We start from the raw sequence: 12,511 nt of genomic DNA, 5'->3' as shown, positions 1-12,511 counted from the left end.
CGGGCACCGTTAGCCTGGAGGGGATGAACCGGCGCGCCACACTCTCCCGAAGGCCGCCGCGGTGGCTCACCGTCGCCGTCCTCGCGTTCGCGGGACTGTGCTCGTCGTTCATGTTCACGCTCGTCGTGCCGCTGCAGGCCGAGCTGCCCGCGCTGCTCGACGCCTCGCGCGAGGACACGACCTGGGTCGTGACGATCACGCTCCTCGTGGCCGCGGTGGCGACGCCCATCTCCGGGCGCCTCGGCGACATGTACGGCAAGCGGCGCGTCGTCATCGTGCTGCTCGCCCTGCTCGTCGTCGGCTCGCTCATCGCCGCGCTGTCGGGCTCGATCGTCGGCGTCATCATCGGGCGCGCGCTGCAGGGCGGCGTGACGGGGGTCATCCCCCTCGGCATCGCGATCATGCGCGACGTGCTGCCTCCCGAGCGGCTCGGCACGGCCGTGGCGCTCATGAGCGCGACCATGGGCGTCGGCGGCGCCGTCGGCATGCCTCTGGCGGCATACCTCGCCCAGAACGCCGACTGGCACAGTCTGTTCTGGCTCGCCGCCGGGCTGGGAGTCGTCGGGTTCGCGCTCGTGGTCCTCTTCGTGCCGGAGGACATCCTCCGCTCCCCCGGTCGTCTCGACATCGTGGGCGCGATCGGCCTCGCGGTCGGCCTCACCGGCATCCTGCTGTTCGTCTCCCGCGGCGCGGAGTGGGGGTGGGCGTCTCCCGCCGCGCTCGCCTGCGTGGTCGGCGGCGTCGTGGTCCTGCTCGTGTGGGGCGTCTACCAGCTGCGCGCGAGCGACCCGCTGCTCGATCTGCGGGTCGCCGCGCGCCCCGCCGTGCTCTTCACGAACGTCGCCGCGATCGGGATGGGCTTCGCCCTGTTCTCGTCGAACGTCACCTTCCCGCAGCTGCTCGAGCTGCCCGTCGAGACGGGGTCGGGGTTCGGCCTCGACATGATCGCCGCGGCGTTCGTCGTCATGCCCGCGGGCCTCGTCATGATGGTCATCTCGCCGCTGTCTGGCTGGCTCGAGCGCACGATCGGGCCGCGCCCTCTCTTCACGGGCGGCGCCGCGGCGATCGTGCTCGCCTACGTGTTCGTGCTGCTGTGGTCGACCGAGGTGTGGCACATCCTCGTGGCGAACATCCTCATCGGCGTCGGGATCGGGTTCACGTTCGCGGCCATGCCGATGATCATCATGCGCGCGGTCCCCGCGAACGAGACGGGAGCGTCGAACGGGCTCAACGCGCTCTTCCGCTCGGTCGGCACCTCGAGCGCCTCCGCGGTGATGGGCGGCGTGCTCGCGGCCATGAGCATCGACGTCGACGGCGCGACCATCCCGACCCGCGCGGCATTCGAGGTGTGCTTCTGGCTCGCGATCGCCGCGGGGGCCGTCGCCGTCGTGCTGTCGCTCTTCATCCCGCGCCAGCGCTCCACGGAGCCGCACCCGTCGCTGCCGGGCTGAGCCGGGCGCGGGGCACGGTCGAGTGCCCGGGAGGCCGACGTGGCGAATAAGGACCCGGTTCAGGCTTCCGTGAACAGGTACCCGCGTCCGGGGGCGAAGCCGGCCAGGCGCAGGCCGCGCCCCGTGAGCACGGCCATCTCGCGACGCACGCGCATACGCCACTCGTGCGCGGCGGCCGGGTCGCTCTCGCGCAGCGCCTCGACATCCTCGGGGATCTCGAGCGTCGCGACGACATCAGCGTCGGCAGGGGTGCGAGCGAGATCGGCGAGCGCCCACTTCACGTCGAGGCGGTCCGACTCGTCGCCCGCGTCGCCGCCGCCGAAGATGCCGTACTGGTTCACGACGTAGCTCGTCACACGCGCGCCGAGCACACCCAGATAGAACCGCGCATTGCGCGCGACGAGCGGGTCGAACGTCCACGTGATGTTGCCGACCCCTCGGCGCAGCGCCCACTGGCGCTGATGCTCCTTCAACTCGCGGCCCCATCCGCGCCCGCGAAACTCGGGCAGCAGTGCCGTGATGTGCGAGTGCATGGCGCGGTCGTCCGGCGCACCGAAGAACCCGACCGAGGCCCCGACCATCCGCCCGTCATCGAAATAGCCGGTGACGTAGTTGCCCGACTGCTGCAGTGCGCGCATCGTGCCCGCGTCGATCACGCGGGTGCCGCGGATGGCATCGAAGATGCCCTGCGCCTCAAGAATCAGCTCGACGGTGTCCAGATCACGAATCTCACGCACGGAGCCAGCGTAACCGCCCGGGCGGACGAGACGACATCTCCCTGCACCCGCTGCGACGGCCTCGGCATGCGCGACCGGCGGCGCCGCACGAGCCAGTCCACCCCGCGCGGGAGCTCCCCCGTCCGCGCCGAATCCCGCTGACCGCGCGACTACAGGTGGCGCAGCTCGGCGTCGATCGCGGCGGTCGTCGCGAGCAGCAGGGGGCGGATCTCGCTCTCGAGCGCCTCCCCACTCACGCGCGACTTCGCCGTCGACACGTTCACGGCCGCCATCACGCGGCCGTCACGATCGTGGACGGGCGCCGCGATCGACCGCACGCCCTGCTCGAGCTCGCCGTCGACGATGGCGAAGCCGTCGTCCGCCGCCCGCGCGATCGCCCGTCGCAGAGCGTCCCTGTCCATCTGCTCCCCCGTCGCGGGAGACACGGGCGCCTCGGGAATGGCGTCGGGATGCCCCGCGAGCAGCACGCGCCCCATGCTCGTCGCATACGCCGGGAACCGGGTGCCGATCGTGATGCCGACGCTCATGATCCGCCGCGTGGGGACACGTGCGACGTACACGATGTCGCCGCCGTCGAGCACGGCGGCCGACACGCTCTCGTCGACCTCCTGCGAGAGCCGCTCGAGGTGCGGCTGCACGACCTCTGGCAGCGACAGCGCCGACAGGTAGCTGAAGCCGAGCTCGAGAACGCGGGGCGTGAGCGCGAACTCGCGCCCCGTGCCGCGCACGTAGCCGAGGCTCTCGAGCGTCAGCAGGAACCGCCTGGCCGCCGCGCGCGTGATGCCGGCGCGCGCGGCGACCTCGCTGAGAGTGAGACGCGGATGGTCCGCGTCGAAGCAGCGGATGACCGCGAGACCGCGGGCGAAGGACTGGACGAAGTCGCCGCGCGCGTCGTCGGGCTCGCTCATGCTCACCTCGCGACCCTACCCCGAGCACAGCGCAGGAGTCCGAGACCCCGGGGCGTCAGCGCGCGCACGCGATCCGCGTCGTACCGCGGGATGAACGCGCTGACGGCCGCGGAACTCCTGCGCTGTGTCCGCACTACCGCTCGAGGACGACCGCGAGCCCCTGGCCGACGCCGATACAGAGGGCGGCGACCGCCACTCCCCCGCCGCGCCGCTTCAGCTCGTGCGCGGCGTGGCCGATGATGCGGCCGCCCGACGCCCCCAGGGGATGTCCGATCGCGATCGCGCCGCCGTGGATGTTGACCCGCTCGGGGTCCACGTCCCACTGGCGGATGCACGCGAGGCTCTGCGACGCGAACGCCTCGTTGAGCTCGACGACGTCGACGTCGGCCCACGTGCGCCCTGCGCGCCGCAGCGCGATGTTCGCCGCCTCCACGGGTGCGACGCCGAACAGGTGCGGCTCGTTGCCGAACACGCCGCGGCCGGCGATGCGGGCGAGCGGCTCCGCCTCGAGCGCGCCCTCGCCGCCCAGCAGCACGGCGGAGGCGCCGTCGTTGATCGACGACGAGTTCGCGGCCGTGACGGTGCCGTCCTTCTTGAACAGCGGCTTCAGGCCGGCGAGCCTCTCGACCGTCGACCCGTCGCGGATGCCCTCGTCGCGGGCGAGCTCATGGCCCTCCACCTGCACGATCTCGTCGTCGTATGCGCCCTCGGCCCATGCCCGCGCGGCGAGTTCGTGGCTGCGCACGGAGAAGGCGTCCTGCTCCTCGCGCGAGATCCCGTGGATCTCGGCGAGGAGCTCCGCGCTCTCGCCGTTCGAGATCGTCCACTGCGCGGGGAGCGCGGGGTTGACCATCCGCCACCCGATCGACGTGTTCCAGAGCGTCTGGTTGCCGACGGCGGGCCACGCCTTCGCCGACTTCTCGACGACGAACGGCGCCCGGCTCATCGACTCCACGCCGCCCGCGAGCACGATGCGGTCGTCGCCCGCCTCGATGGCGCGCGACCCCTGGATGACGGCCTCGACCGACGAGCCGCACAGGCGGTTGACGGTCACACCGGGCACCGAGACGGGGAAGCCGGCGAGCAGCGCGCCGAAGCGCGCGACATTGCGGTTGTCCTCTCCCGCCTGGTTCGCGTCGCCGAAGATCACGTCGTCGATGAGCGCGGGGTCGAGCCCCGTGCGCTCCACGGCGGCGCGCATCACGACAGCGGCGAGGTCGTCGGGACGCACGCCCGAGAGCGCGCCGGCTGCGCGGCCGAACGGGGTGCGGACGGCGTCGTAGACGAAGCTCGCGGTCATGCGTCCTTCTCCTCCAGGTCGAGGCCGGTGAGGGCTTCGAGCCCCGCGACCGTGTTGTCTCCGAACAGCTCGCGGATACGGAAGCGGCCATCCGCCACGTCGAAGACCGCGTGATCGGTGTACACGCGCGTCACGCATCCGACGCCCGTGAGCGGGTAGGTGCACGACGCCACGAGCTTCGATGCGCCCTGCTTCGTGAGCAGGTCGGTCATGACGAACACCTGCTTGGCTCCGATGGCGAGGTCCATGGCGCCGCCGACGGCGGGGATGGCGCCGGGCGCTCCCGTCGACCAGTTCGCGAGGTCGCCCGTCTGCGACACCTGGAACGCCCCGAGGACGCACACGTCGAGATGACCACCGCGCATCATGGCGAACGAGTCGGCATGGTGGAAGTACGCCGCTCCCGGCAGAGCCGTGACGGGCTGCTTCCCGGCGTTGATGAGGTCGGGGTCGACGCGGCCGGGCTCGGGAGCGGCTCCCATGCCGAGCAGGCCGTTCTCGGTGTGGAGGATGATCTCCTCGTCGGCCGGGAGGAAGTTCGCCACGAGGGTCGGCGCCCCGATGCCGAGGTTCACGAACGAGCCCTCCGGGATGTCCGCCGCGATGCGGGCGGCGAGCTCGTCGCGGCTGATGCGGGTGGTCACTGCGCTCCCTCCTCGGCGCCGATCGGGGCGCCCTCGATGCTCACGCCTCCGACGAAGACGCCGTCCTGCAGCCACGCGCGCTCACCGACCGCGACGACGCGGTCGACGAAGATGCCCGGCGTGACGACGGTCTCGGGATCGAGCGAACCGAGCGGCACGACCTCGTCGACCTGCACGATCGTCGTGGTGGCCGCCGTCGCCATGATGGGGCCGAAGTTGCGTGCCGTCTCCCGGAAGACGAGGTTTCCCCATCGGTCGGCGCGGTAGGCGCTGACGAGGGCGACATCCGCCCGGATGGGGTACTCGAGCACGTAGGAGCGGCCGTCGATCTCGCGCTGCTCCCTGCCCTCCGCGAGCTCTGTGCCGACGCCCGTGGGGCTGAAGAAGGCGCCGATGCCGGCGCCCGCCGCGCGGATGCGCTCGGCGAGGTTGCCCTGCGGCACGAGCTCGAGCTCGATCTCCCCGGCGCGATAGAGGCCGTCGAAGACCCACGAGTCGCTCTGGCGAGGGAAGGAGCAGATGATCCGGCGCACGCGCCGCGCGGCGAGGAGCGCGGCGAGACCGGTGTCGCCGTTGCCCGCGTTGTTGTTCACGATCGTGAGGTCGGTCGCGCCATGGGCGATGAGCGCGTCGATGAGCTCGACGGGCTGCCCCGCGCGCCCGAAGCCGCCGATCATGACGGTCGCGCCGTCTTCGATCCCCGCGACGGCGTCCTCGACGCCCGCGACGGTCTTGTCGATCATCCGGCCTCCTCGCTGATGTTCGTTCTGCGAACGTACGTTCGCTATACGCATACTCTAGCGCGTGCACCGTCCGCGCGCCAGCCCGAGCCATCCGTCACTGTTCGACACCCGATGCGGAGCGAACGGGGCGCACGGGGTAGCGTCGCGGAGGCGGGGGCGCTCCCCGTGGCGAGGAGCTGTGCAGCATGACGACCATCGAGACGACGACCGCCGGCAGCCTGCCGCGCACGAAGGCCCTCATCGAGGCCAACTCCGCGCGCACCTTCGAGGACGACGGCTTCACGCTCGCGACGACACCCGAGTACGAGGAGCTCGTCGCCGAGGCCGTCCGCGACGTCGTCGAGCGCCAGCGCGAGGTGGGCATCACGCAGCCCGGCGACGGCGAGTTCGGCAAGGCGATGTCGAGCCCCGTCGACTACGGCGCCTGGTGGGGCTACTCGTTCCAGCGCGTGAACGGCCTCTCGCTCACGGAGGTCAACGCGTTCAACGAGCCGCCGCGGCGCTCGGAGCCCGGGGCCATCCGCCTCACCTCGTTCCTCGACCGGCGCGACCGGCAGGCGTTCGCCGAGGCCTACGCCGACCCCGAGCACGGCGTCGAGACCGGGAAGGGCGCGACGGCCTTCCCCACCACGACGTCGGCGCTCTCGTACCGCGGCCAGGGGGCGGCAGCCGCCGACATCGCGGCCCTGCGCGGAGCGCTCGACGACGGCGAGACCGGGTTCCTCACGGCCATCGCGCCGGGGTCCGCTGCGCGCGTCCGCAACGACTTCTACCCCGACGAGCAGGCGCACATCGACGCCTGGGGCGCCGCCCTCGCAGAGGAGTACCGCGCGATCGTCGACGCCGGCCTCGTCCTGCAGCTCGACGACCCGTCGCTCGCCGAGAACTGGGACCAGATCAACCCCGAGCCGAGCGTCGAGGACTACCTCGCCTTCACGCAGATCCGCATCGACGCGATCAACGCGGCCATCGAGGGGCTGCCGAAGGAGCGCGTGCGCCTGCACCTGTGCTGGGGATCGTGGCACGGCCCCCACACGACCGACATCGAGCTGCGGCACATCCTCCGGACGGTGCTCGGCGCGAAGGTCGGCCAGATCTCGTTCGAGGCGGCCAACCCCCGCCATGAGCACGAGTGGGCCGTGTGGGAGGAGAACGCGGGCCTCCTCCCCGACGACCTCGTGCTCGTGCCGGGAGTCGTCGGCCACTCCTCGAACCTCGTCGAGCACCCCGAGCTCGTCGCCCAGCGCATCGAGCGCTTCGCGCGCATCGTCGGCCCCGAGCGTGTCATCGCCGCGACGGACTGCGGCCTGGGCGGCCGCGTGCACGAGCAGATCGCCTGGGCGAAGCTCGCCTCGCTCGGCGAGGGCGCCCGCATCGCCGCGACACGGATCTGACGCCGGGTCGACGCGCGCGGGCGCGCTCGCGGCGGGTCAGCGCGTGCGCGCGCGGCTCCGCACCCGGGCGCGGGGGATGGCGGGGGCCGACGCGGCGGCGCCGACGACCCCGAAGAGCTCGCCGATGCCCTCGACCGACATGCGCACCTCGTCGCCCTCGGCGAGCGGCGGAAGGGTGCTGCCGCGCCCCCACAGCTCGCCGAGGCAGCCGCCGTTCCCGACCGTCCCCGAGCCGAGCACATCGCCGGGCACGACGCGCGCATTGCGCGAGGCATAGGCGACGAGCTCGCCGAAGGGCCATCCCATGTTCGAGACGAGGTCCTCGCCGTACCGCTCGCCGTTGACCGAGACCTCGGCGCGCAGCGCGAGGAACCCGTCGGCGTCGCGGAACGGCGCGAGCTCGTCAGCCGTGACGATCCACGGACCGAGGCTCGTCGCGAAGTCCTTGCCCTTGCAGGGGCCCAGGCGCACCTTCATCTCGCGCGACTGCAGGTCGCGGGCCGACCAGTCGTTCATGATCGTGTACCCGAAGATCGCCGCCTCGCCCTCGTCGGCCGTGAGGTTCGCCCCCTCGACCCCCAGCACGGCCGCGACCTCGAGCTCGAAGTCGAGCCGCGCCGTCACGGGCGGGGCGATCGTGTCGCCCGGCCCCGCGATCGTGTGCGGGTTCGTGAAGTAGAAGGTCGGCGCCTCGTACCACTCCGGCACGACCTCGCTCTTCCCGTCGACCGAGGCGCTCACGCCCTCGACGTGCTCCTCGAACGCGACGAAGTCGCGCACCGTCGCGGGGTCGAGCGGCGCGCGCAGCGCCACCCCGTCGAGGCCCGCGACCGGATGGCCCGAGCGCTCGCGCAGGCCAGGAAGTGCGGCGAGGCCGGCGGAGAGCACCTCGGCGACCGTCAGGCCGTCGGCGAACGGCACGACGCCGTCCGCCTCGATGAAGCCGTCCTCTGCGCGCCCGTCGCGCGTCCAGCGGCCGATCCTCATGCGCCGGCCTCCGCCATCCGCTGCGTGCCCGCGATCCCTGCCGATCCCGCACGCACGCCTGCGGCGAGCGCCGCCGCGTTGCCCGAGAGCACGTCGTCGCCGAAGCCCGCGTCGCGCACGAAGGCGACGGGATCGTCGAGGCCCATGTCGAACGGGAAGTCGCTGCCGAGGACGACGCGCTCGGGGCCTGCGACCGCGACGAGCGCGCGCAGGGTGACCGCGTCGTGCACGACGGTGTCGAACCAGATCCGGCGCAGATAGCTCGACGGCGCCTGCGCGCACCCGTGCGCCTCCGGCCGCACGGCCCATGCCCTGTCGGAGCGGCCGATCACGGTCGGCAGGTAGCCGCCTCCGTGGGCGGCGACGATGCGCAGCCCCGGATGGCGGTCGAGCACGCCCGCGAAGATCAGATGCGACAGCGCGACGGCGTTCTCGGTCGGCTGCCCCACCGTGTTGGACAGGTAGAACCGGTCGAGGCGCTCGTCGAGCGTGCACCCGAAAGGATGGAGGAAGAGCACGGCCCCGGTCTCCTCCGCGCGCGCCCAGAACGGCTCGAGGCGCTCGTCGGAGAGCTCCACGTCGCCCGCCGCCGACGAAAGCTCGACACCCAGGAGCCCCCGCGCGAGCGCGTCGTCGAGGCACTCCACGAGCCGTGCCGGATGCTGCAGCGGCACGACCCCGAGGCCCGAGAGACGGTCGGGCGCCAGCGCGACGTGCGCGGCGATCGCGGCGTTGGCCTCGACGGCCGCGAACACGGCGAGCTCCTCGCCCGCCCACGGGTAGTAGTGGCTGGGAGACGGGCTCACCCACTGCACCGCGACGCCCTGCTCGTCCATCGCGGCGACGCGCGCCGCGACGTCGGTGAGGAGCGGGATGCGGGCGCCGATCATCCGCCCCGACGCGGCGAGGCTCTCCGGCCCGTTGCGCCGCGCCTCCAGGGCGCCCGCCGCGGCGAACCCCTCCGGGTCGCGGCGGGCCACCTCGTCCTGCAGCGTGGGGAGCAGCAGATGGGCGTGGACGTCGATCGGCCCGCTCATGCCGGCTGCGCCATCCGCTGCGAGACGCCGAAGATGAGCCCGGCCGCGTCGGCGTCGCGGTCGTGCTCGAGCTGCCACCGACCGAGCTGGACGGACGCCTCCACGACCGCCGTCGCGCGCGGCACGCGGCGCGCGTGGAAGGCATCCCAGAGGGCGCCGTCGACGACATCGGCCGCGAGCAGCAGCTCAGCCAGCACGATGCCGTCCTCCATCGCCTGCGCGGCGCCCTGCGCGACCGTCGGAGGGCAGCTGTGCGCGGCGTCGCCGATCACGACCGTGCGCCCGCGGTTCCAGGCGCCGTCGATCACATGAGCCGTGAACCACGTGTAGTTGATGCGGCTCGTCTCCGACAGGCTCTCGCGGACGGCGTTCCACGGCCCCCCGTAGGCGGCCGACAGGCCCCTCATGATCTCGACGGCCTCGGCGGGGCTCACGCCGAAGCGGTCCTGCGCGTCCTCCACGAGGAACGCGTACATGGTGTCCTCGCCCGTGGGCGTGTAGCCCGCGATGTAGGCGGGGCCGCCGTAGTAGAGCTGGCTCTGCGTCACCTCGGTGGGGCGCGGCACGAATGCGCGCCAGATGCCCATGCCGGTGTGCTCGGGCTGCGTCTCGATGCCGATGAGCTCGCGCACGGTCGAGTGCAGGCCGTCCGCCCCGACGAGCAGGTCGAACACGCCGACGGGGGCGCCCCCCACGTCGACGAGCACGCCCTCGTCCGTCTCGCGCACGCCCGTCACCTTGGCGCCGAAGTGGATGCGCACGCCGAGCGATTCGGCGCGCTCGACGAGGATGCGCGCGAGGTCGGGGCGGTACATGCCCATGCACGCGGGGAAGTCAGGGCCGCCCGTCTTCACCTCGGGGAGCTCGGCGATGACCGCCGCGTCGGGGCCGGGCGCGCGCAGCGTGAGGCCCTCGAACGGGTATCCCTCGGCGGCTGCCCGCTCCCAGACGCCGAGGCGCCCGAGCGCGCGCAGCGCGTTGCCCTGCAGGGTGATGCCGGATCCGAGCGCCGACAGCTCGGGCTTCAGCTCGTACACGTCGACGGAGACGCCCGCCTCGGCGAGCGGGATGGCCACGGCCAGGCTGGCGGCGCCGCATCCGGCGATCGCGACCTTCGTCACAGCGGTCATGAAGAACCTCCTCGTTCTTTCGGTGGGGGTGTCTAGAGGATGGCGAGCGGGTTGACGGGCGAGCCGACGGCCCCCGTGATGGGCAGCGGCGGGGCGACGAGCAGGAACTCCCATCGCCCCCGTTCCCTGCACGCCTGCGCGAGGGCGTCGAGGTCCCACATCTCGCCGATCGTCAGGCCCATGTTCGGGATGGCGATCTGGTGGAGCGGCTGGAAGGCGATGTCGAACTCGTTGGGGCGCACCTCGAAGCCCCACGTGTCGGTCGCGACCGCCGCGACGTCGCGAGAGCGCAGCCATCCCGCCGTCGTGACGGAGAGCCCGGCGGACGGACCGCCCGCGTACTCGCCCCATCCCTCCCGGCGGGCGCGGGAGAGGCGGCCCGTGCGGACGAGCATCAGGTCGCCGCGTCCGACGGCGCTCGACGCGCCCTGCGCGGCGATGCACGCGTCGAGGTCGGCGGAGGTGATGGCGTAGCCGTCCTCGAGCTCCCCCGTCTCCGGGCGCAGGTGCGCGCCGAGGTCGAGGAGCACGCCCCGCCCGACGATGCGGTCGGCGGTGTGCTCGATGCCGGTCACGAGGTCGCCGTCGCTCGTGACGACGTCGCCCGCGCGCCGCCCGTTCCAGGCCATCCCGCGGTCGAAGATGTGGCCGAGCCCGTCCCACTGCGTCGAGCACTGCAGCGGCATGGCGATGACGTCGTCCGCACCGCCGATGCCGTGCGGGAAGCCCTGCGTGCCGCGTTCGGCGTCGGTGCCCGTGTCGAGCATCGTGTGCACGGGGTTCGTCCGGCGCCGCCATCCCCTCTGCGGACCGTCCATGTCGAACGACTGCGCGAGCGAGAGGACGCGCCCCTCCTGCACGAGCGCGGCCGCGCGGGCGCGCTCGGCGTCGCCGATGAGGTTGAGGGTGCCGAGGCGGTCGTCCTCGCCCCAGCGGCCCCAGTTGCGGTAGGCCTCCGCCGCCTCGGCGATGTAGCCCGCCGGGTCTGAGCGGTCGATGAGGGCCGGGTCGTGGAGGTTCATGCGCCCTCCGCCACGCAGCGCACGACCTGGGCGCCGAGGCCGGCGATCGACCCCGTCATGACGTCGCCGTCCTGCAGGAACCTCTTCCAGTGCTGGCCGTTCCCCGCGGGGCTGCCCGTGAGCAGCAGGTCGCCGGGGAGCAGCGGCATCGTCTGGCTCGCCGCGGAGACGAGGGCGGGGATGTCGAAGAGCAGATCGCTCGTGGAGGAGTCCTGCATCGTCTGGCCGTTGAGCTCGAGGCGCACGCGGGCGTCTGCCTCGTCGACGAGGCCGGCGGGCACGAGGAACGGCCCCGTCGGGAGGAATCCCGGGGCGTTCTTCGCGCGGTACCAGTCGGTGCCGATCTCCTTCATGTCCTTCCGGAACACGAGGTCGCGCGTCGTGATGTCGTTGACGATCGTGTAGCCCGCGACGTGGTCGAGCGCGTCGTCGCGCGACACGCGGAACGCCTCGCGGCCGATGACGACGGCGAGCTCGAGCTCCCAGTCGTGCACCTCGCTGTATGCGGGGAGCGCGAGCGGCACGTCGTCGCCCACGACGCACGCGGGCAGCCCGATGAAGAAGTACGGCTCGCCGTGAGCTGCCCGCTCGTCCATCATCTCGGCGGCGAACGCGCGCGCCTCCTCCGGCGTGCGGTCGGTGTTGTTCGTGAGCCCCGCCGCCACGAGCTCGATGACGTGCTGGCGGTAGTTGGCGCCCGTCTGCAGCACCTGGCGCGGCTCGACGGGAGCCGTGAGCGTCACATCGGCGAGCGGACGCCACGGGCCGTCTGCGTCGACGAGAGCGGCGAGGCGCTCCCAGCCGGCGAACGCGTCGGCGAGGAACGCGTTGAGATCGGGGGCGCCGAGCTCGTCGGGGCCCAAGGGGCGGATGCGGTCGCCCGCGACCAGGCCGAGGCGCGCGGACGCGCCCTCCCGGTAGCGGGCGAGCGCGAAGCGGTTGTCGAGTGCGTGCGACGTCATCGTCCTGTCCTCATCGTCGGGGTGGTGCGAGCCAGCGGGGTGGGGGGGGGGGGGGGGGCCCCGGGGGGGGGGCGCCCCGGGGGGGGGGGGCGCGCCCCCCCCACGGCCCGCGCGCGTCGCGCGCGTCGTCTTCGTCGACACCGTGCCGCCGCCGCCCGGTGCGGGCATCTCGGAGTTCCCCGTCGATGGCGGCATC

12 protein-coding genes are annotated in these 12,511 nt (G+C 72.8%); 2 read left to right on the top strand and 10 right to left on the bottom strand.

Going from position 1 to position 12,511, the window contains the following annotated elements:
* The first annotated feature begins 23 nt into the window (after positions 1 to 23).
* Entirely contained in the window at positions 24 to 1,451 is a 1,428-nt protein-coding gene (locus tag ACWGPF_RS05140) for an MFS transporter (RefSeq protein WP_452331802.1), read from the top strand.
* 59 nt (positions 1,452 to 1,510) lie between these two features.
* Here the strand turns inward: ACWGPF_RS05140 and ACWGPF_RS05135 are convergent, their stop codons facing one another.
* The 5 genes from ACWGPF_RS05135 to ACWGPF_RS05115 all read right to left on the bottom strand — a co-directional run bounded on the left by ACWGPF_RS05135 (position 1,511) and on the right by ACWGPF_RS05115 (position 5,783).
* On the bottom strand, positions 1,511 to 2,188 hold the full coding sequence (locus ACWGPF_RS05135) for a GNAT family N-acetyltransferase (RefSeq protein ID WP_452331801.1): 678 nt from the start codon (positions 2,186 to 2,188) through the stop codon (positions 1,511 to 1,513).
* A 149-nt stretch (positions 2,189 to 2,337) separates the two neighbouring features.
* Positions 2,338 to 3,096 (bottom strand): IclR family transcriptional regulator domain-containing protein, encoded by a 759-nt coding sequence (locus ACWGPF_RS05130; RefSeq protein ID WP_452331864.1) that lies wholly within the window; start codon positions 3,094 to 3,096, stop codon positions 2,338 to 2,340.
* Between the two features lie 133 nt (positions 3,097 to 3,229).
* Positions 3,230 to 4,396: a thiolase family protein gene (locus ACWGPF_RS05125; protein WP_452331800.1), complete on the bottom strand. Its 1,167-nt coding sequence runs from the start codon at positions 4,394 to 4,396 to the stop codon at positions 3,230 to 3,232.
* Positions 4,393 to 5,040, bottom strand: coding sequence for a 3-oxoacid CoA-transferase subunit B (locus ACWGPF_RS05120; protein ID WP_452331799.1), 648 nt, complete (start codon positions 5,038 to 5,040; stop codon positions 4,393 to 4,395). Before ACWGPF_RS05120 ends, ACWGPF_RS05125 begins: the two co-directional genes overlap by 4 nt.
* Positions 5,037 to 5,783, bottom strand: coding sequence for a 3-oxoacid CoA-transferase subunit A (locus ACWGPF_RS05115; RefSeq protein WP_452331798.1), 747 nt, complete (start codon positions 5,781 to 5,783; stop codon positions 5,037 to 5,039). The genes ACWGPF_RS05120 and ACWGPF_RS05115 overlap by 4 nt, the downstream gene beginning before the upstream one ends.
* 185 nt (positions 5,784 to 5,968) lie before the next feature.
* Between ACWGPF_RS05115 and ACWGPF_RS05110 the strand changes: the two genes are divergently transcribed.
* Complete coding sequence (locus ACWGPF_RS05110) at positions 5,969 to 7,177, top strand: cobalamin-independent methionine synthase II family protein (protein ID WP_452331797.1); 1,209 nt, start codon at positions 5,969 to 5,971, stop codon at positions 7,175 to 7,177.
* A 36-nt stretch (positions 7,178 to 7,213) separates the two neighbouring features.
* On the opposite strand, the gene ACWGPF_RS05105 is transcribed toward ACWGPF_RS05110, so the two are convergent.
* Genes ACWGPF_RS05105 through ACWGPF_RS05085 form a run of 5 tightly spaced genes read right to left on the bottom strand, consistent with a single transcriptional unit; the run spans position 7,214 to position 12,315 of the window.
* Positions 7,214 to 8,164: a fumarylacetoacetate hydrolase family protein gene (locus ACWGPF_RS05105; RefSeq protein WP_452331796.1), complete on the bottom strand. Its 951-nt coding sequence runs from the start codon at positions 8,162 to 8,164 to the stop codon at positions 7,214 to 7,216.
* Complete coding sequence (locus ACWGPF_RS05100; RefSeq protein ID WP_452331795.1) at positions 8,161 to 9,201, bottom strand: amidohydrolase family protein; 1,041 nt, start codon at positions 9,199 to 9,201, stop codon at positions 8,161 to 8,163. Before ACWGPF_RS05100 ends, ACWGPF_RS05105 begins: the two co-directional genes overlap by 4 nt.
* Positions 9,198 to 10,331: an FAD-dependent monooxygenase gene (locus ACWGPF_RS05095; RefSeq protein ID WP_452331794.1), complete on the bottom strand. Its 1,134-nt coding sequence runs from the start codon at positions 10,329 to 10,331 to the stop codon at positions 9,198 to 9,200. Before ACWGPF_RS05095 ends, ACWGPF_RS05100 begins: the two co-directional genes overlap by 4 nt.
* 32 nt (positions 10,332 to 10,363) lie before the next feature.
* Positions 10,364 to 11,353, bottom strand: a complete 990-nt coding sequence (locus ACWGPF_RS05090) for a cyclase family protein (RefSeq protein WP_452331793.1) — start codon at positions 11,351 to 11,353, stop codon at positions 10,364 to 10,366.
* The gene (locus ACWGPF_RS05085) at positions 11,350 to 12,315 is read right to left on the bottom strand and encodes a fumarylacetoacetate hydrolase family protein (protein ID WP_452331792.1); all 966 of its coding nucleotides are present in this window, start codon (positions 12,313 to 12,315) and stop codon (positions 11,350 to 11,352) included. Before ACWGPF_RS05085 ends, ACWGPF_RS05090 begins: the two co-directional genes overlap by 4 nt.
* Positions 12,316 to 12,511 lie beyond the last annotated feature (196 nt).

Source organism: Microbacterium sp. NPDC055683 (assembly GCF_053617895.1).
This window is presented reverse-complemented; position numbering and strand designations above follow the sequence as displayed.

Bases quoted from the DNA above. Each gene is read 5' to 3' on its own strand.
- ACWGPF_RS05095 (WP_452331794.1), bottom strand. From the start codon at position 10,331: ATGACCGCTGTGACGAAGGTCGCGATCGCCGGATGCGGCGCCGCCAGC.
- ACWGPF_RS05130 (WP_452331864.1), bottom strand. From the start codon at position 3,096: ATGAGCGAGCCCGACGACGCGCGCGGCGACTTCGTCCAGTCCTTCGCC.
- ACWGPF_RS05105 (WP_452331796.1), bottom strand. From the start codon at position 8,164: ATGAGGATCGGCCGCTGGACGCGCGACGGGCGCGCAGAGGACGGCTTC.
- ACWGPF_RS05100 (WP_452331795.1), bottom strand. From the start codon at position 9,201: ATGAGCGGGCCGATCGACGTCCACGCCCATCTGCTGCTCCCCACGCTG.
- ACWGPF_RS05090 (WP_452331793.1), bottom strand. From the start codon at position 11,353: ATGAACCTCCACGACCCGGCCCTCATCGACCGCTCAGACCCGGCGGGC.
- ACWGPF_RS05110 (WP_452331797.1), top strand. From the start codon at position 5,969: ATGACGACCATCGAGACGACGACCGCCGGCAGCCTGCCGCGCACGAAG.
- ACWGPF_RS05125 (WP_452331800.1), bottom strand. From the start codon at position 4,396: ATGACCGCGAGCTTCGTCTACGACGCCGTCCGCACCCCGTTCGGCCGC.
- ACWGPF_RS05140 (WP_452331802.1), top strand. From the start codon at position 24: ATGAACCGGCGCGCCACACTCTCCCGAAGGCCGCCGCGGTGGCTCACC.
- ACWGPF_RS05115 (WP_452331798.1), bottom strand. From the start codon at position 5,783: ATGATCGACAAGACCGTCGCGGGCGTCGAGGACGCCGTCGCGGGGATC.
- ACWGPF_RS05085 (WP_452331792.1), bottom strand. From the start codon at position 12,315: ATGACGTCGCACGCACTCGACAACCGCTTCGCGCTCGCCCGCTACCGG.